This is a genomic window from Hydrogenophaga sp. (genome assembly GCF_025699295.1).
Lineage (GTDB): Bacteria > Pseudomonadota > Gammaproteobacteria > Burkholderiales > Burkholderiaceae_C > Hydrogenophaga.
This window is the reverse complement of the sequence record NZ_JAILWB010000026.1, coordinates 49,377-65,610: the sequence shown is the minus strand read 5'-3', so window position 1 is coordinate 65,610 and position 16,234 is coordinate 49,377. Positions and strand designations below refer to the sequence as shown.

The 16,234-nt window shown below is 67.3% G+C and carries 17 protein-coding genes; 12 read left to right on the top strand and 5 right to left on the bottom strand.

The window, feature by feature from the left end:
• Positions 1-131 precede the first annotated feature (131 nt).
• The gene (locus tag K5880_RS21485) at positions 132-836 is read left to right on the top strand and encodes a ProQ/FINO family protein (protein WP_297657411.1); all 705 of its coding nucleotides are present in this window, start codon (positions 132-134) and stop codon (positions 834-836) included.
• Positions 833-2,101 (top strand): MFS transporter, encoded by a 1,269-nt coding sequence (locus tag K5880_RS21480; RefSeq protein WP_297657408.1) that lies wholly within the window; start codon positions 833-835, stop codon positions 2,099-2,101. Before K5880_RS21485 ends, K5880_RS21480 begins: the two co-directional genes overlap by 4 nt.
• Here K5880_RS21480 and K5880_RS21475 read toward each other — a convergent pair.
• From K5880_RS21475 to K5880_RS21465, 3 genes are read right to left on the bottom strand one after another with little or no spacing between them, the layout of a single operon-like run.
• Entirely contained in the window at positions 2,065-3,366 is a 1,302-nt protein-coding gene (locus tag K5880_RS21475; RefSeq protein ID WP_297657406.1) for an FIST N-terminal domain-containing protein, read from the bottom strand. The two genes, K5880_RS21480 and K5880_RS21475, sit on opposite strands and share 37 nt — an antisense overlap.
• Positions 3,367-3,411: 45 nt before the next feature.
• Positions 3,412-4,311: a PhaM family polyhydroxyalkanoate granule multifunctional regulatory protein gene (locus tag K5880_RS21470; RefSeq protein ID WP_297657403.1), complete on the bottom strand. Its 900-nt coding sequence runs from the start codon at positions 4,309-4,311 to the stop codon at positions 3,412-3,414.
• 35 nt (positions 4,312-4,346) lie between these two features.
• On the bottom strand, positions 4,347-5,177 hold the full coding sequence (locus K5880_RS21465; protein WP_297657422.1) for an enoyl-CoA hydratase/isomerase family protein: 831 nt from the start codon (positions 5,175-5,177) through the stop codon (positions 4,347-4,349).
• A gap of 144 nt (positions 5,178-5,321) precedes the next feature.
• On the opposite strand from K5880_RS21465, the gene K5880_RS21460 reads away from it, so the two are divergent.
• Both K5880_RS21460 and K5880_RS21455 read left to right on the top strand, forming a co-directional pair.
• Complete coding sequence (locus K5880_RS21460) at positions 5,322-5,690, top strand: TraR/DksA family transcriptional regulator (RefSeq protein ID WP_297657400.1); 369 nt, start codon at positions 5,322-5,324, stop codon at positions 5,688-5,690.
• Positions 5,691-5,693: 3 nt separating this feature from the next.
• Positions 5,694-6,134 (top strand): VOC family protein, encoded by a 441-nt coding sequence (locus K5880_RS21455; protein ID WP_297657397.1) that lies wholly within the window; start codon positions 5,694-5,696, stop codon positions 6,132-6,134.
• Positions 6,135-6,177: 43 nt separating this feature from the next.
• Here the strand turns inward: K5880_RS21455 and K5880_RS21450 are convergent, their stop codons facing one another.
• Positions 6,178-7,188 (bottom strand): fumarylacetoacetate hydrolase family protein, encoded by a 1,011-nt coding sequence (locus K5880_RS21450; protein ID WP_297657393.1) that lies wholly within the window; start codon positions 7,186-7,188, stop codon positions 6,178-6,180.
• 218 nt (positions 7,189-7,406) lie between these two features.
• On the opposite strand from K5880_RS21450, the gene K5880_RS21445 reads away from it, so the two are divergent.
• The 4 genes from K5880_RS21445 (at position 7,407) to K5880_RS21430 (ending at position 10,754) form a co-directional block, all read left to right on the top strand.
• Positions 7,407-8,282, top strand: coding sequence for an IclR family transcriptional regulator (locus K5880_RS21445; RefSeq protein ID WP_297657390.1), 876 nt, complete (start codon positions 7,407-7,409; stop codon positions 8,280-8,282).
• Complete coding sequence (locus K5880_RS21440) at positions 8,279-9,430, top strand: DUF3108 domain-containing protein (protein ID WP_297657388.1); 1,152 nt, start codon at positions 8,279-8,281, stop codon at positions 9,428-9,430. Before K5880_RS21445 ends, K5880_RS21440 begins: the two co-directional genes overlap by 4 nt.
• Positions 9,431-9,583: 153 nt before the next feature.
• On the top strand, positions 9,584-9,868 hold the full coding sequence (locus K5880_RS21435) for a DUF3567 domain-containing protein (RefSeq protein WP_297657385.1): 285 nt from the start codon (positions 9,584-9,586) through the stop codon (positions 9,866-9,868).
• A 109-nt stretch (positions 9,869-9,977) separates the two neighbouring features.
• On the top strand, positions 9,978-10,754 hold the full coding sequence (locus K5880_RS21430) for a ChaN family lipoprotein (RefSeq protein WP_297657418.1): 777 nt from the start codon (positions 9,978-9,980) through the stop codon (positions 10,752-10,754).
• Positions 10,755-10,826: 72 nt separating this feature from the next.
• Here K5880_RS21430 and K5880_RS21425 read toward each other — a convergent pair whose 3' ends face one another.
• Complete coding sequence (locus K5880_RS21425; protein ID WP_297657382.1) at positions 10,827-12,164, bottom strand: aminotransferase class III-fold pyridoxal phosphate-dependent enzyme; 1,338 nt, start codon at positions 12,162-12,164, stop codon at positions 10,827-10,829.
• A gap of 124 nt (positions 12,165-12,288) precedes the next feature.
• Here K5880_RS21425 and purU point away from each other — a divergent pair, with 124 nt between their 5' ends.
• The 4 genes from purU to K5880_RS21405 all read left to right on the top strand — a co-directional run bounded on the left by purU (position 12,289) and on the right by K5880_RS21405 (position 15,954).
• The gene (gene purU / locus K5880_RS21420) at positions 12,289-13,137 is read left to right on the top strand and encodes a formyltetrahydrofolate deformylase (protein ID WP_297657380.1); all 849 of its coding nucleotides are present in this window, start codon (positions 12,289-12,291) and stop codon (positions 13,135-13,137) included.
• A gap of 2 nt (positions 13,138-13,139) precedes the next feature.
• The gene (locus K5880_RS21415; protein ID WP_297657377.1) at positions 13,140-14,003 is read left to right on the top strand and encodes a LysR substrate-binding domain-containing protein; all 864 of its coding nucleotides are present in this window, start codon (positions 13,140-13,142) and stop codon (positions 14,001-14,003) included.
• Positions 14,004-14,096: 93 nt separating this feature from the next.
• Positions 14,097-14,711, top strand: coding sequence for a hypothetical protein (locus tag K5880_RS21410; RefSeq protein WP_297657374.1), 615 nt, complete (start codon positions 14,097-14,099; stop codon positions 14,709-14,711).
• Between the two features lie 7 nt (positions 14,712-14,718).
• Complete coding sequence (locus K5880_RS21405) at positions 14,719-15,954, top strand: S1C family serine protease (RefSeq protein ID WP_297657372.1); 1,236 nt, start codon at positions 14,719-14,721, stop codon at positions 15,952-15,954.
• Positions 15,955-16,234 lie beyond the last annotated feature (280 nt).

Genomic DNA, 16,234 nt, shown 5'->3' with positions numbered 1-16,234 from the left:
CTTCCCCCTCCTGCACAAACCCGTGCAGGCCTCCGCCTTGCGCAACATCCTGGAACTGGAAGCCGCTGCCGCATCGGCGCTGGCATGATGTGGCCTTGCGCAGCACCGCTGCCGGCATCAGAGCCCGCCACATGAATCCATCCACGCCTGCATCCGACATCTCTGCCCCGACGCGACCTGCCCGCGCCCGCCGCCCCGACCACCCAGGCGCGCCGCGCCAGGGCGAACACCGGCCCGCGCGACTGCACCCGGTGCTTGAACAACTGGCGCAACTGTGTCCGACCCTGTTCGGCGACACGCTCAGGCCCCTCAAGCGCGGCATCTTCCAGGACCTGCTCGATGCCCACCCCGGCGTGCTGGAAGCGGACAGCCTGAAGGCCGCCCTCGCGCTGCACACGCGCTCCACGCGCTACCTCAGCGTCGTGGCCTCGGGCCAGGACCGCCACGACCTCACAGGGCAGCCGGTGGAGGCCCTGGCACCCGAACACGTGCACCATGCGCTGATCGAAGTCTTCCGACGTCGCCAGGGCCGCACACCGGAAGACCTGGCTCCGAAACTGCGCCAGCGCCTCGCACAGGCCTTCGAGGCCTCGGGCCTGGGCCGCGAAGCCTATGCCGCGCTGGTGCAGAGCCGCGATCCGGCGATCAATGCCATCACCCAGGCAGCGCTGGACGAAGCTGCTGGCCGCGCCGCGCGCGACGAGGCGCTGTTGCGCGCTTTCGAGGCCGGCGGGCAGCCGGTGGAGCACTTCGCCGACAGCTATGGCATGTCCGTGCAGGAAGCGCGCCGCGTGCTGGACCGGGCGCGGGCGCGCAAGGCACCACGCACGGCATGAACCCGGCCGCAGGTGCCGAATCGCCCTATGCCTGGTGGCGCCTGCTGACCTCGCTGGCGCTCATGACGCTGGGCGGCGTGGGCATGTATTCCGTCACCGTGGTGTTGCCGCGCATCCAGGCCGAATTCGGCGTGGCACGCGGCGACGCCTCGTTGCCCTACACGCTCACCATGGTGGGTTTCGGCATCGGTGGCATCCTCATGGGGCGGCTGTCTGACCGCTTCGGCGTGATGGTGCCGGTGATCGGCGGCGCGATCGGCCTGGGCCTGGGCTTCATCGCAGCCGGTGCGGCCACGACGCTGTGGCAGTTCAGCCTGGCGCAAGGCCTGCTGATCGGTCTGCTGGGCACCTCGGCCACCTTCGCGCCACTGGTGGCCGACACCTCACGCTGGTTCACCCGGCGTCGCGGCATCGCGCTGGCGATCTGCATGAGTGGCAACTACCTGGCTGGCGCGGTCTGGCCACCGGTGACGCAGCACTTCATTGACGCCAGCGGCTGGCGCGAGGCCTACACGTTCATCGGCGTGCTGTGCCTGCTCACCATGCTGCCACTGGCACTGGTGCTGCGCCCCCGTCCGCCTGCGCTGGAGCCGGAGCGCGCAGAGGCCACCGCGATCGCCCCCGTGGTGGACCGCCCGCTCGGCCTCTCCCCGGGCGCGTTGCAGGCGCTGCTGTGCGTGGCCGGGGTGTCGTGCTGTGTGGCCATGTCCATGCCGCAGGTCCACATCGTCGCCTATTGCACCGACCTGGGTTTCGGTGCCGCGCGCGGCGCCGAGATGCTCTCGGTGATGCTGGGCATGGGCGTGGCCAGCCGCCTGATCTCGGGCTGGATTTCCGACCGCATCGGCGGCTTGCGCACACTGCTGCTGGGATCGGTGCTGCAAGGCGTTGCGTTGCTGATGTTCCTGCCCTTCGACGGACTGGTGCCGCTGTACCTGATCTCCGGGATGTTCGGCCTGTTCCAGGGCGGCATCGTGCCCAGCTATGCCCTGATCGTGCGCGAGCACTTCGCGCCCATGCAGGCCGGGGTGCGCGTGGGCACGGTGCTCATGGCCACGCTGATGGGCATGGCGCTGGGCGGGTGGATGTCGGGCGCGATCTTCGACCTCACTGGCTCGTACCACGCCGCCTTCCTCAACGGCATCGGCTTCAACCTGCTCAACATCGCCATCGTGCTGTTCCTGCTGGGACGCGCCCGCGCGCGCGGCGTCGGCCTGGGACGGCGAACTCAGGGCATGGTGAACACCGTCAGCACGCCGGTGTAGCCGTAAAGCCTGTGGTGCGCGATCTCGCCGCCGGCAAAAAACCCCACCAGTGGCACGTCGCCCAGCGCTCGATGCACGGTCTGCAGTTCGGCGCCCGGGCTGCCGAAGTGCGGCCCGCCACGGCCGGAGCAACTCACATACACCGCTCCGGCAATGCGCCTGGCAGGGTGCGGGCCGGCGTGTGCGTCGGGCGCCGCCAGCGCCGTGGCCATTGAAAGGCTGAGCTCTTCCGGCTCGAGCTCCTCGCGCACCTCGGCGCACACGCGCACCAGATCGGCGCGAGCCGCCTGGACATTGCGCTCGCAAAACGCCAGCCGCGTGCCGACCGGCGCGACATCGGCGATGGCCACACCACGCCGGCCCGGGTCCAGCCCGATCAGATGTCGCACCAGCACCTCGGCACCGAACTGACCACGAACGCGCGGCGAGGGGGCCGCATCGACTCCGTCGCGCCGTGGCAGCGGGGGCGACAAGCCCACCAGCGTGGCACGCAGGCGTGGCATGGCCTGCTCGGGCCGTTCGAGCGAGATCACACGCTCGCGCAACAGCACGTCCAGCGCGGGCTCGTCGTCGAGCGTGAGCACGAGGTTGCCGTCCGCGGCGGTCACCGTGCGCTCGCGGTCCACCGGCTGCGCGCCCTGCGTGACGCGAGAAATCAGGCCCACGTCAGTACCAAAGGCCACGCCGCTGAGTCCGCCGCGAAATACGCCGCTGGCCGCGCCCTGGCCGCTGAGGTTGCCGGCACTGCCCAGCGAGAACTGCACGCTGTCGCCGCGGCTGGCCGCCAGGCCGCCGAACACATAGCCGCTGCGCGTACGGTCCGCCATTTCGGCGATCAGTCCCGCCAGCTCGGGGGTGCCGGCGTCGGCATGCACCAGCGCGGTGTGGGCTTCGAAATCCTTGGCACCTGCCGCGCGTCCGCTGGCGGGCAGGGGCGCCACGCCACTGAAGACGCGGTACTGGTCAGGACCGAGGTCGCACAGCATGACGCACAGGGCCGGCTCGTCGAAGTACTCAACGTTGTTCGCCGACACGCCCACGCCGACCGTGCCGGCCCAGTCGGTCACTTCAGGCAACTCGGCGCTCAGGTGTTCCAGAATGGCCTGGGCATCTTCGGTGTAGTGGTCAGTGATGTAGAGCAGCGCCAGCGAAGGCGACCTGGCGAAATCGGGCAAGGCCATCTGCGCGCGCAACTGCGCCAGCACCAGGGCGGCAGCCATGCGCCACTGCGGGTGGGTGGCGTGGGCGTGGGGAAAGAGCTTCATGCGAGATTGACGGTGCACACCGGACAGGGATGCCGAGAGGCAGGCTCAGCGGCGGCGCGGCGTCTTGCGCGGCGCATTCTTGCGGGCGGCAGGCCTCTTGCCCGGCGGGGTTGCGGCAGCGGGCGCGCTCGGGGTGCGGGCGGCCACACGCCCTGTCCCACCTGTCCCACCTGTCCCACCTGCCCCAGCAGCGGCGGCGCCCATGTTGCGTGCCACCGTGCCCGTGAGATTGCGCGCAGCCTTGCCAGCCACACCCGTGGCCGTCTTCACCGCGCGATCGGTCAGTCCCGCGGCCAGCTGGCGCGTGGTGTCCAGCGTGGTCTGCCGGGCCGCGTCCTTCATGGCATTGCTGGCGATCTGCTGGAACTGCTGCGAAAGCGCCCCCCACCACTGCACCGGGTCCACCACGCCACCGGCCGGCGCGATCGCCTTCTTGCCCGACGCCGCTTTGGCGGCCGCCTTGCGTGGCGCGGTCTTGCGCACGGGAGCAGGCGGCGCCGAGGGCGAGGGCGTCGTGGCGTTTCCGTACGTGCGGGGCGGAATTTCCAGACCCGCGAACTGCACCGGCGGCTGGGCGGCCACACCACTGAAGCCCGCCAGGGTGTCGGCGGCCTTGATCTTGAGCGCGTTGGCCACGTCGCCCATGTTGAAGTTCATGGTCTTGAGCGTGGACAGCGTCATCTTCTGCACCTCCAGCGCCTGGATGGTTGCGCCCAGGGCCTTGGCGTTCTGGTCCAGCCAGAAATGCACCGCCTTCAATTCCTCGATGCGCTTCTCCAGGTCTTCCACATTGAAGGTAGGGGCTACCCAATGGCCCAGATTGGGCAGCTGCGGGATGTTCTGGCTGATCCCCTGCGCCACGCCACCGGCGGCCTGGCCGGCCAGGTTCTGCAGGAACTCGAAGCCGGGGACGAATTTGCCGAAACCACTGGTGGCGTCACTCATGGAAGTCTCCTGTCTTCGTGCCGTCGAGGCCCGTCTCAGCCGTCCACGCCGTAGCGGGGTGAGCGGCGCTCACGCAAGGATGCCACACCTTCGCGCACATCGGGACCGGCGAAACCCATGAATTCGAGTGCCAGCGAGGTGTCAAAGGCCGGGCCGGCCTGGCGCAGCCAGTTGTTGAGTGAGTACTTGGTCCAGCGGATGGCGGTCTGGCTGCCGCTGGCCAGGCGGTCGGCCACCTCGTAGGCCTTGTCAAGCAGGGCCGCTTCGTCCACCGCCAGCGACACCAGGCCGATGCGCTCGGCCTCCTCGCCACTGATGGGGTCGCACAGCATCAGGTAGTACTTGGCCTTGGCCAGACCGCACAACAGGGGCCAGACGATGGCGGCGTGGTCGCCCGCGGCCACCCCGAGGCGCGTGTGTCCATCAACGATCTTCGCACTCCTCGCCGCGATGGATATGTCGGCCAGCAGACCGGCCACCAGACCCGCACCCACTGCCGGGCCGTGCATGGCACTGACGATGGGCTTGTCGCAGTTGATCACGTTGTAGACCAGGTCGCGTGCCTCCTTCCACACGCGGGTGCGCACCTCGAAATCGGTCGCCATGTCCTGCACCAGCGCCAGATCACCGCCACCGGAGAAACCCATGCCGCTGCCGCGAAGCACGGCGCAGCGCACGCTGTCGTCGCGCCCCACGTCGCGCCAGATCTCGCTCAGCTCCCAGTGCCCTTCGTGCCCCGCGGTCGGCAACTTGCCGTTGCCGCCCGGGCCATCCGCGCGCATGCGGATGTCGAGCACCGAGGGCACGCCATCGACGGCCGGGCCGCGTCGGGTGATGTCGAGGGTCTGGTAGCGGCTGTAGTCCACGGTGGGCATTCGGGTCTCCTTCTGGGTGTCGTCAAAGGTGGTCAGCGATCACGGATCGCGGCCATCCGACGATTGTGCTTGACCTGTGTCAAGCCACCCGGGCGCCAGCAGGAGCAAGATGAACAGTCTTCACAGGAGAGCCCCATGACCGCCGTCTTGTCCGACACCTTTCAGGCCCAGCTGGTCGCCCTGCGCGCCGAGGCCCTGGCGCAGTTGCGCGCGCAGCGAGGCGGCGCCAGGGGCCGCGCCGAATCGGCCGCGGATGCGCTGTCCGAGGTCAGCGACGACCAGGCCAGCGCCGACACCGAGCGCGGCCTGGCCTTTGCCCTGGAGGAGCGCGAGTCGGCCGAGTTGATCGCCATCGACGCTGCGTTGCAGCGCATCGCCGACGGCAGCTACGGCCTGTGCCTGGACTGTGGTGTGGCGATTCCCACGGCGCGCCTGCACGCCAACCCCACGGCCATGCGCTGCGTCACCTGTCAGGACAAGGCGGAGCGCGCTCGGTATGCTTGAGGCATGACCCCCAGCAGCCCTACCCTCGCCACCCGCAGCCTCTTTCATTTCGCCTTCAACGTCACCGACCTGGACACCGCACGCGGCTTCTACGGCGGTGTGCTCGGCTGTACCGAAGGCCGCAGCACCGACACCTGGGTGGACTTCGACTTCTTCAGCCACCAGATCTCGCTGCACCTGGGCGAGCCGTTCCCGACCGCGCGCACCGGCCGCGTGGGTGATCAACTGGTGCCCATGCCGCACTTCGGGCTGGTGTTGCTGCTGCCTGAGTGGAAGGCTCTGGCCGCGCGGCTGCAGGCCGCCGGCGTGGAATTCGTGCTGCCGCCCCAGGTGCGCTTTGAAGGCGCGCCCGGCGAGCAATGGACGATGTTCTTCTGCGACCCCTTTGGCAACCCGATCGAGGTCAAGGGCTTTGCGTCGATGGAGCAGGTCTACGCCGGCTAGCAGGCTCGCACCGCCGCGCCGCGCTCGGTGACGCAGCGCTGGCTCATTTCTCCAACGGGGTGATCTTCTGGTCGATGGCGCCAAAGACGGACTGCCCGTCCTTGCCTTTCATTTCGATGCGGATGGTGTCGCCATATTTCATGAAGGCGGTCGAGGGCTGCCCGTCGAGGATGGTCTCGATGGCACGCTTTTCCGCGATGCAGCTGTAACCCTTGGGCCATTCCTTGCGCCCGTCCACTTCCACGCCCTTGTTGCTGACGGTGCCGCTGCCCACGATGGAGCCTGCGCGCACGTTGCGCGTCTTGCAGATGTGCGCGATGAGCTGTCCGAAGTGAAAGGTCATCTCGGGCCCGGCCTCGCACATGCCGACCTTGCGACCATTCCAGGTCGATTGCAGCGTGAGGTGCACGCGCCCCCCCTGCCAGGCATCGCCCAGCTCGTCGGGCGTGACAGCCACCGGACTGAACGCGGTGGCCGGCTTGCTCTGGAAGAAGCCGAAGCCCTTGGCCAGCTCGGCCGGAATCAGGTTGCGCAGCGACACATCGTTGGCCAGCATCAGCAAGCGCACGCCCTCCAGCGCCTGCTCTGGGGTGGCGTTCATGGGAACGTCGCCTGTGACCACCGCGATCTCGGCCTCGAAATCAATGCCGAAGTCCTCGCTGGCAACCACCACGTCCTCGCAGGGGCCGATGAAGTCGTCGCTGCCGCCCTGGTACATCAACGGGTCGGTGTAGAAAGAGTGCGGCACCTCGCTGCTGCGGGCCGCGCGCACCAGCTCCACGTGGTTGATGTAGGCCGAGCCGTCGGCCCACTGGTAAGCACGCGGCAGCGGCGCCAGGCACTGCCCGGGATCGAACGGAAACGCATGCCGCGCCTTGCCCTGGTTGAGGGTGACGTACAGGTCCTGCAACTGCGGGCTGATGAAGTTCCAGTCGTCCAGCGCCTGCTGCAGCTTGTGGGCGATGCCGGTCGCATAATGCGCCGTGCTCAGGTCGCGGGAGACCACCACCAGTTGTCCATCGCGCGAGCCGTCTTTGTACGTGGCCAGTTTCATGCAAGTCTCCTGCAGTCGGGTTGGTCGGGGTGTCATGCCCCAAGGTTGGATCGGTAGCACGCTGGGTCGCGCACGAAATTACGGATAGTGAAATTGATTAACCTATGCGTAAGCCCAGGATTCTAGTTCAAAGCCCCGTGCCACACAGAAAGACCCCGATGCCGAGCGGTGGAACCTGAGTCCTCCGTTTTCCTCCAACCCCCGTGACCGACGCCCGCATGCCCGCAGCCCAACACCCCGCCGCCGACCTCGAGACCCGCGAAGACGCCGAGCCCCTGCGTGCAGGCATCCAGTCCGTAGAGGTGGGTTTTGAACTGCTGGAGGCCCTGTCGCAGGCACCAGGGGCGCTGATGCTGCGCGACCTGGCCGCCGCCGCCCACATGAGCGCGGCCAAGGCACACCGCTACCTGGTGAGCTTCCAGCGCATGGGTCTGGTGATGCAGGATCCGGTGAGCACCCGCTACGACCTGGGGCCGGCCGCGTTGCGCCTGGGCCTGGCAAGCCTGGCACGCGTCGATGCCGTGAAGCTCGCTCGCGAGCGCATCGACGGTCTGCTCATGGAGACCGGGCACACGCTGGCCATCGCCGTCTGGGGCAATCAGGGTCCGACCATAGTGCACTGGACCGAGGCCCCGCAGACGGTTCCCGTGACGCTGCGCCTGGGTGACGTGATGCCCCTGCTGACCTCGGCCACCGGGCGCTGCTTTGCCGCCTTCATGGGCACCGAGGGCCGCGATGCCCAACGCATCGCGCCCATGATCCGCGACGAACTCGCGCGCCTGAAGAAGCTGCCGCGCAACGGCGATCTGCCACTGGCGGATGTGCCGCAATCGCCCAGGGACGTGGAAGAGCTGCTGAACGACATCCGCCGCCGCGGCCTGGCGCGCGTGGTGCACAGCCTGCTGCCCGGCGTGGGCGGCTTCTGCGCACCGGTGTTCGACGCCCAGGGCCGGCTCGCGCTGGGCATCGTGGTGCTCGGCTCGGTCGCGACGCTGGACACCGACTGGGGCGGTGTCCCCGCCACTGCCCTGCTGCGCTGCGCCCGCCAACTCAGCGCAGACCTGGGGCACGGCCCCGCCACGCACCGCCCGTGACGCCCCATCAGACATCACCGACCGGATCTCCGCGTTGGCCCGTACTGGCCACGCTGGTCTCGGTGGTGCTCGGCCTGCATCTGGTGCTGCTGGCGGGCGGCCTCACGCCACGCCTGCCAGGCACCGTACCCACCGTCGACGCTGTAACCGCAACAGAGCGCCTCGCCCCATCCGACCCGCAACGGGCCACGCACGAGCTCACAACGCAACCACCCCCGGTTCACGTGAGCACCGTGCGCTGGATTACGCCGGCGCCCTCGCCCGCCGCTGCGCCCGCGCCACAACGCCGGAAACCCACTCGCGCGACCGCCATGGCGTCCACCGACACCGCCGTTGCGCCGCCCTCGGCAGAGGCCCCCAGCCCTGATGTCACAGCGCCCTCCGTTGATACACCGCATGCAGTCCACGCGGCAGCGAGCCTGCCAACAAACACCGAACCCCCTGCCTCTGACGAGCCGATTCTGGCCGCAACCGCAGAGAGCAACACACCTGCCACGCCGGTCGAACTGCCGCCTGCACAACCACCGTCCAGCACCCGCCTCCAGTACGACGTGAGCGGCACCGTCAAGGGCATCGGCTACCGCGCCCAGGGCTCACTGGACTGGATCGTGGCCAACGGGCGCTACGACGCGCGCATGGAGATGCGCGTGTTGCTGCTGGGCAGCCGTTCGCAAACCAGCACCGGCCGCATCGATCCCGCGGGCTTGATACCGGAACGCTTTGCTGACAAGAGCCGCAGCGAAAAGGCCACCCATTTCGACACGGAAAAACAGCGCATTCGCTTCAGCAACAACGCGCCCGATGTGCCCCTGCTACCCGGCGCGCAGGACCGCCTGAGCCTGTTCATGCAGCTCGCCTCCCTGCTGCAGGCCCGGCCCGAGGCCTATGCCGCCGGCCAGACGGTGGACATGCAGGTTGCCGGCACCGGCGACGCCCCTGTCTGGCGCTTCGAGGTGGGGGAAGAATCCACGATCCTGCTGCCTGCGGGTGAGCTGCGCGCGCGCCAGCTCGTGCGCCAGCCGCGCAAGGAATTCGACAGCACGGTCGAGATATGGCTCGCGCCCGGCCTGGAACACCTGCCGGTGCGCCTGCGCATCACCCAACCCAATGGCGACGTGGCCGATCAGAAGTTGAGCCACATGCCCTGATGTGTGAGCACTTTTGTGCCAAAAAAGACACGTATCTTGAACTCGGGCGGAACGTCGCCACGTAAAGCCGACTCCCAACTGCATGTCGGTGCGAATTTGCCGATATAAGGTTGTCAGGAACGCAGGTCTTTTCTCTTCAAGGATATTTCAGTCATGCACATGCTTTACGACTCGGATGCCTTTGCTGTGGTCCACATCCTCGCCAATGCGCCGGCCGAGGGCGACACCGAGGCGGCCGACGGCCCGCAGATTCCACGCCACGGCTTCGAAATCGTGGACAAACGCTCGGGCAAGGAGGTCTACCTCGACGGCTCCTGGGCCGAGATGTTCCAGTTGCAGATCACAGCGTGGCAACAGAGCACGCCGTCTCAGGAAGAGGTGGAGGACACCCTCGAGGGCTATGCCACGCTGGCGCAGATGCCGGTGGTGATGCACTGACTTCGAAGTCCCCCCGGAGCCCGGCCCCGCCGGGCTTTTTCATGTCCGCTTGCGACGCCAGCGAGCTTAGTATCCACGCATGATCCGCAGGAATCCAGTCTGCTTGCTCATGGTCGGCGCGCTGCTGGTGGCTTGCGCTCACCGTGAGCCGACCAACGCCACCGCTCTGCTCGACCGCGTACTGCCCACGCCGCTGCTCATGCTGGGCGAACAACACGATGCGCCCGAACACCAGACGCTGCAACGCGAGGTGGTGCAGCATCTGGCGGCGCGAGGGCAACTGGCCGCGCTGGTCATGGAGATGGTCGAGCGGGGCCATGACACGAGAGCGCTACCGCGCGACGTCGACGAGGCGCGCGTGCGCGAAGCGCTCGGCTGGAGCGAGCATGGCGGCTGGCCCTGGCCGGTCTACGGCCCGGTGGTGATGGCCGCCGTGCGCAGCGGTGTGCCGGTGGTCGGCGGCAACTTGCCGCGTGCGCAGATGCGAGGTGCCATGGGCGATAGGGCGCTCGACAGCCTTGTGACCCAAGGTGTGCTGCAACGCCAGCGCGATGGCATCCGGGAAAGCCACTGCGGCGTGTTGCCGGAGGGACAGATCGCACCCATGACACGCATCCAGCTCGCACGCGACCATGCCATGGCGCAAACCGTGACGCACGCGATCACTGCCGGCAAGACCGTGGTGCTGGTGGCCGGCAACGGCCACGTGCGGCGCGATCTCGGCGTACCGCTGCACCTGCCCAGCGGTCTGGAGCACAAGGTGGTGATGGCGCAGGCCGGCGCGCCGACCGATTCCATCGCTCCACCTGCCGACATGGTGTGGACCACGCCGCCACTGCCGCCGCGTGACCATTGCGCCGAATTGCGCCAGCAGTTCAGGCGCTGAAGAAGACCACGGTATCACCGGCCCCAGGTGTCGTCCCCCTCTGGCAGGAAGCCGTGTCGGCTGCGCAAGGGGTCATGCCCTTTTTATCGCGTCAGCCAGAGTGCCCACCATGGTTTCGATCTGCGCGCGCTCGACGATGTAGGGCGGAGCGAACACCAGGTTGTCGCCCGCGTTGCGCACCAGCACACCCCGGTGGAAGCAATCCATGAACACGTCGAAGGCGCGCTTGCCCGGCAAGCCCGGCAGCGGCGCAAGTTCGACCGCTGCGGCCAGCCCCAGGCTGCGGATGCCGATAACGTTGGGCAGGCCCTTGAGGGCGGCATGCATCGCGTCGCCCAGTACCGGGCCCATTTCGCCCGCGCGAGCGAACAGGTTTTCCTCGCGGAACAGATCCAGTGTGGCAATGGCCGCGGCGCAGGCCACCGGATGGCCGGAGTAGGTGTAGCCGTGAAAAAACTCGATCGCATGGTCCGGCGCACTGCCGTGCGCGCCCATCATGGCGCCGTAGATGCGGTCGGAGCAGACCACGCCACCCAACGGAAACACGCCGTTGGTGACGGCCTTGGCGAAAGTCAGCATGTCGGGCTGCACACCGTAGTAGTCCGACGCGAAGGCCGTACCCAAGCGTCCGAAGCCGGTGATGACCTCGTCAAAGATCAGCAGGATGCCGTGCTTGTCGCAGATCTCGCGCAGCCGTTTCAGGTAACCCTGCGGCGGCACGTACCAGCCCGCGCTGCCCGCTACCGGCTCGACGATCACGGCCGCCACATTGCTGGGGTCGTGCAGCGGCAGGATGCGGCTTTCCAGCTCGAGCAGCAGGTCCTCGTCCCACACCGGTTCGATGTTGTGCACATAGGCGTGCTTCACCGGGTCGTGGATGAAGCGCAGGTGATCCACCCGCGGCAGCAGGGCCGCGCCGTACACCTTGCGGTTGGCCGGGATGCCGCCCACGCTCATGCCGCCAAAGCCCACGCCGTGGTAACCGCGCTCGCGGCCGATGAAGAGGTTGCGGTGGCCTTCGCCGCGCGCGCGGTGGTGGGCCAGCGCCACCTTCATCGCCGTGTCGGCGGCTTCGCTGCCGGAATTGCAGAACAGCACCTTGTTCAGATCGCCCGGCGCCATGGCGGCGATCATCTCGGCGGCGCGAAACGCCTTGTCGTTGCTCACGCTGAAGGCGGTGCTGTAGTCCAGCGTGTCCAGCTGCTTCTTGATCGCCTCGTTGATCGGCTTGCGGTTGTGCCCGGCCCCCACGCACCACAGGCTGGAGATGCCATCGATCACCTGGCGCCCGTCGTGCGTGGTGAAGTGCATGCCGTCGGCCGCCACGAAAATGCGAGGATCTTTCTGGAAGCTGCGGTTGGGCGTGAAGGGCAACCACTGGTTGTCCATGCGCAAATCGTTGTAGGCCATGGCGGCGTCTCCTGTTGCGAAATGAGATAGCCGCGATTCTGGCACCGAGCCACGATCACGGAGGCTCCACTGCCTAGCGCACGGCAAGGCCCACCCGATGGCATGCTGCGACAATGCGCACGCCATGACTCACACCTACGTCCTCAATCTGTCCTGCCCGGACCGCCCGGGCATCGTGCACGCCGTCTCCGGCTTCCTGCTCGAGCACGGCGGCAACATCGAAGAAGCCGCACAGTACAACGATCACGACACCGGCCTGTTCTTCATGCGCGTGCAGTTCGCCTGCGGCCAGCTCACGCAGGACGACCTGCGCCTGCACCTCAAGCTGTTCACCGAACCGTTCGCCATGCAATGGAGCCTGCACCCGCTGGCCGAGCCAGTGCGCACGGTCATCTTCGTGAGCAAGGAAGGCCATTGCCTGAATGATCTGATGTTCCGCTGGAAGAGTGGGCTGCTGCCGCTGGACATCCGGGCCATCATCAGCAACCACCGCGACTTCTACCAGCTCGCGGCCAGCTACAACGTGCCCTTCCACCACATTCCGGTGACGGCTGCCACCAAGCCCCAGGCCGAGGCCAGACAGCTGGAGATCATCCAGAGCGAAGGCGCCGAACTGGTGGTGCTGGCGCGCTACATGCAGGTCCTGAGCGACAACCTCTGCCGCGAACTCTCGGGCAAGGCGATCAACATCCATCACAGCTTCCTGCCCAGCTTCAAGGGCGCCAAGCCCTACTACCAGGCCCACGACCGCGGTGTAAAGCTGATCGGCGCCACCGCCCACTACGTGACGGCCGACCTCGACGAAGGCCCGATCATCGAGCAGGACGTGGCCCGCGTGGACCACACCGATGCGGTCGAGGACCTCACCGCGCGCGGGCGCGACACCGAGAGCCAGGTGCTGGCGCGCGCCGTGAAATGGCACAGCGAACACCGCGTCCTGCTCAACGGGCACAAGACCGTCGTCTTCAAATGACCGTGCGCATCCCCCCCATCCAGTGCCTGCTGACCTTCGAGGCGCTGGCGCGGCTGCGCAGCGTGACGCAGACGGGGGAAGAGCTCAACGTCACGCCCAGCGCGGTCAGCCACCGCGTCAGGCAACTCGAGCAGGTCCTGGGAACCAAGCTGTTTGGCCGCGCCGATTTCTCCCTGACCACCGAGGGCAGCGAGTACCTCGCCCATGTACGCGACGGTCTGGCCTCGCTGCAGAAGTTTCCGAGCCAAAGTGCCGCGCCGGGGCGGCGCAAGCTGCGCCTGGCAATCACGCCCACCTTTGCGCGCTCCATCCTGTTGCCGCGCCTGAAGCAATTCAGCGACGCCTACCCCGAGATCGACCTCACGCTGCAGGTCAGCATCCCGCTGCTGGACGTGGTGGCCGAAGACGCCGACCTGATGGTACGTTTCGGCACTGGTCGCTACGCCGACGTCGAGCATCTGTGTCTGGCCAAGGATGAGGTGTCCCCGATGGCGTCAGCGGCGTTTGCGCGCGAGCACGGACCATTCGTGGCGCCCACCGATCTGGACAGTGCGTCCTTGCTGCGCAGTCCGCTGGAGCCCTGGCGTACCTGGTTCGCTGCGCACGACCTGGACTGGCCCGAGCCGACCGAGGGCTCGCAGTTCAACGACATCGGTCTCATGTGCGACGCCGCCGCCGCCGGCATGGGCGTGGCGCTGCTGCGCTACAAGCTGGCCGCTCCCTGGCTTGACAGCGGCGCGTTGGTGCCGCTCTACCCACGCCGCGTGCCCAGTCCGCATGCCCACTTCCTGTGCTGGCGCACCGGCACCATGGAGCGCTGGGAGTGCGCGGCGTTCGCGCGCTGGTTGCAGCAGGCGATGGGTTGACGCCACACCTTCCAGATTGCCGTGAAAATCCCCCAACCAGAATGTAACAACAACGTTACACTTTGAACTCCACACTGGGAGCAAGGGGATCGAATGTTGTCAAGACTCGTGATCGTGGCGGCCGCCAGCACAGCAACGGGCTGTGCTTCCCTCGTCAACGAAACGACGCAAGAGATGAAGATCGAGACCAGGGCCGAAACTGGCGGCATGGTGGCAGGCGCAGACTGCCGCATGGGCAACAACCACGGCAGCGTGTCCTTCAAGTCGGGAGCGACGGTGCAGGTGCACCGTTCCGCCGAAGATCTTGAAATCTTCTGCCAGCACCCCGGCAACCCCGATGCCAGCGCGCGCGCCATCTCGCGCGTCAACGGTGGCATGTTCGGCAACATCATCATCGGCGGTGGTATCGGCGCGATCATCGACCACAACCGCGGCACGGCGTACACCTACCCCTCATGGGTGCAACTGGTGTTCGGCAAATCGCTGGTGTTCGACCGCAACTACGAGACCGAAGGCCAGCCTGCCGTCGCCACAGGTCCGCGCCTGGAAACCGGAATCGCCGCCGCAACTGGCGGCAGTGCACCATCCCCGACCCCCCCGGGCTCCGCGTCGGCACCGGCGACATCCACCGCCGGCGCGCCCGACACGCATGCCAACCGTCAGGTGACCCTGGACGATCTGAGCGGCCTTATGCCGCCACAGCGCTGAGATGTTCATGCACCACAAATACCTGATACCCCTGGGCTTTGCGCTGGTGAGCGCTCTGGCCGGCGCCCAGACCGCGCTGCCCCCCGAAGACCTGTTCGAACGAACCTCTCCCAGCGTGTGGGTGGTGCGCACGCTGGACAGTTCGGGCCGCCCTCTGATGCAAGGCAGCGCTGTGGTCATCGGTCCGGGCCAACTCATCACAAACTGCCACGTGTTGCGACAAGCCAAGTCGGTGTCCGTGGGCCGGGAGAACGTCAGCTATGGCGCCGCGCTGGAACACCCCGACACCGAGCGCGACCTGTGCCAACTCAAGGTAGCCAACTTCAGTGCGCCGGCGGTGGTCGCAGCGCCGGCCGATGCATTGCGCGTGGGCGCGCGGGTGTATGCGATCGGCGCCCCCAGGGGGCTGGAGACTACGCTCAGCGATGGACTCCTCTCAGGCCTGCGGCGCAACGCGCAGGGTGAGCTTGAGGCCCTGCAGATCACGGTACCGCTGTCCAGCGGCTCCAGCGGCGGCGGTCTGTTCGATGCACAGGGGCGCCTGATCGGCATCACCACGTCCGGCCTGCGTGAATCGCAGAACCTGAACTTCGCGCTGCCTGCGGGCTGGATCGCAGACGTGCCCGAGCGGGCCAAGGCAATATTCGCCGCTCGCCAGACCGGCCTGACGGCCGCGCCGATTGCCAAAGCCGGCCCGAGCGGAGACCGTGTGTTCGAGTACCGCTTGACCGATCGAATGACCGGCCTGAGCCAACCCGTGGTGTACCGCCTCGATCGGGTCGATGGCGAAAACCTGATCTTCAACCAGGGGACACGCATCGAGCGCAAGGGAGGTGGACTGGTGTCGATCACGCAAACCTTGGGCGGTGAATTCGATCAGGCCTCCCCCCCAGACGGCTGGATCAGCAAGGCGCCCGAGCCGGGCCAACGCTGGACCCTCAAATACGACAGGCGGGTGGACGCGCGCTCCATCATGATGAGCTTGACTGCGGTCGCGTCCGAGGACGCTCCCATCACGATCGGGCAGCGCACGTTTCCCACGATTCGCGTGCAGTTCCGTGGCCACACCCACCGAGGCAACAGCGGCTTCTACAACTCTGGTCCTTACCTGGCCAATGTCTGGTATTCGCCAGACCTCGGGCGCATCGTGCGATTCGAGGTGAAGGCGCGTGGCAGCAGCCCGAACGCCTCGATTTACCACATCGATGAGCGGCTGGAGCTCGTCGACATCCGCAGCGAGTGAAAGCGTCGCCAAGAATCAAGCATCCGATCGCTCCCTGTGGCACCTGCCAGCGTGGACACGCATCGGATCCCGCACCTGCATCATCGGCGCACTGCGCGGCATTGAAATCACGCTCGGCGACTGCCTTCTCCCGGGTCTGCGCCGCAACGCGCAGGGCGGGCTCGAGGTCATGCCGATCACGGCACCTGGATTGAGAACATCCATGGCGTTGTGCTCTCGACCAGTTGCGCCTTTGGCGGCGAGTTCGATCAGGTGACGCCACCTGGAGGCTGGGGGAGAA

Bases quoted from the DNA above. Each gene is read 5' to 3' on its own strand.
- K5880_RS21485 (WP_297657411.1), top strand. From the start codon at position 132: ATGAATCCATCCACGCCTGCATCCGACATCTCTGCCCCGACGCGACCT.
- K5880_RS21480 (WP_297657408.1), top strand. From the start codon at position 833: ATGAACCCGGCCGCAGGTGCCGAATCGCCCTATGCCTGGTGGCGCCTG.
- K5880_RS21475 (WP_297657406.1), bottom strand. From the start codon at position 3,366: ATGAAGCTCTTTCCCCACGCCCACGCCACCCACCCGCAGTGGCGCATG.
- K5880_RS21470 (WP_297657403.1), bottom strand. From the start codon at position 4,311: ATGAGTGACGCCACCAGTGGTTTCGGCAAATTCGTCCCCGGCTTCGAG.
- K5880_RS21460 (WP_297657400.1), top strand. From the start codon at position 5,322: ATGACCGCCGTCTTGTCCGACACCTTTCAGGCCCAGCTGGTCGCCCTG.
- K5880_RS21455 (WP_297657397.1), top strand. From the start codon at position 5,694: ATGACCCCCAGCAGCCCTACCCTCGCCACCCGCAGCCTCTTTCATTTC.
- K5880_RS21450 (WP_297657393.1), bottom strand. From the start codon at position 7,188: ATGAAACTGGCCACGTACAAAGACGGCTCGCGCGATGGACAACTGGTG.
- K5880_RS21445 (WP_297657390.1), top strand. From the start codon at position 7,407: ATGCCCGCAGCCCAACACCCCGCCGCCGACCTCGAGACCCGCGAAGAC.
- K5880_RS21435 (WP_297657385.1), top strand. From the start codon at position 9,584: ATGCACATGCTTTACGACTCGGATGCCTTTGCTGTGGTCCACATCCTC.
- K5880_RS21430 (WP_297657418.1), top strand. From the start codon at position 9,978: ATGGTCGGCGCGCTGCTGGTGGCTTGCGCTCACCGTGAGCCGACCAAC.
- K5880_RS21425 (WP_297657382.1), bottom strand. From the start codon at position 12,164: ATGGCCTACAACGATTTGCGCATGGACAACCAGTGGTTGCCCTTCACG.
- purU (WP_297657380.1), top strand. From the start codon at position 12,289: ATGACTCACACCTACGTCCTCAATCTGTCCTGCCCGGACCGCCCGGGC.
- K5880_RS21410 (WP_297657374.1), top strand. From the start codon at position 14,097: ATGTTGTCAAGACTCGTGATCGTGGCGGCCGCCAGCACAGCAACGGGC.
- K5880_RS21405 (WP_297657372.1), top strand. From the start codon at position 14,719: ATGCACCACAAATACCTGATACCCCTGGGCTTTGCGCTGGTGAGCGCT.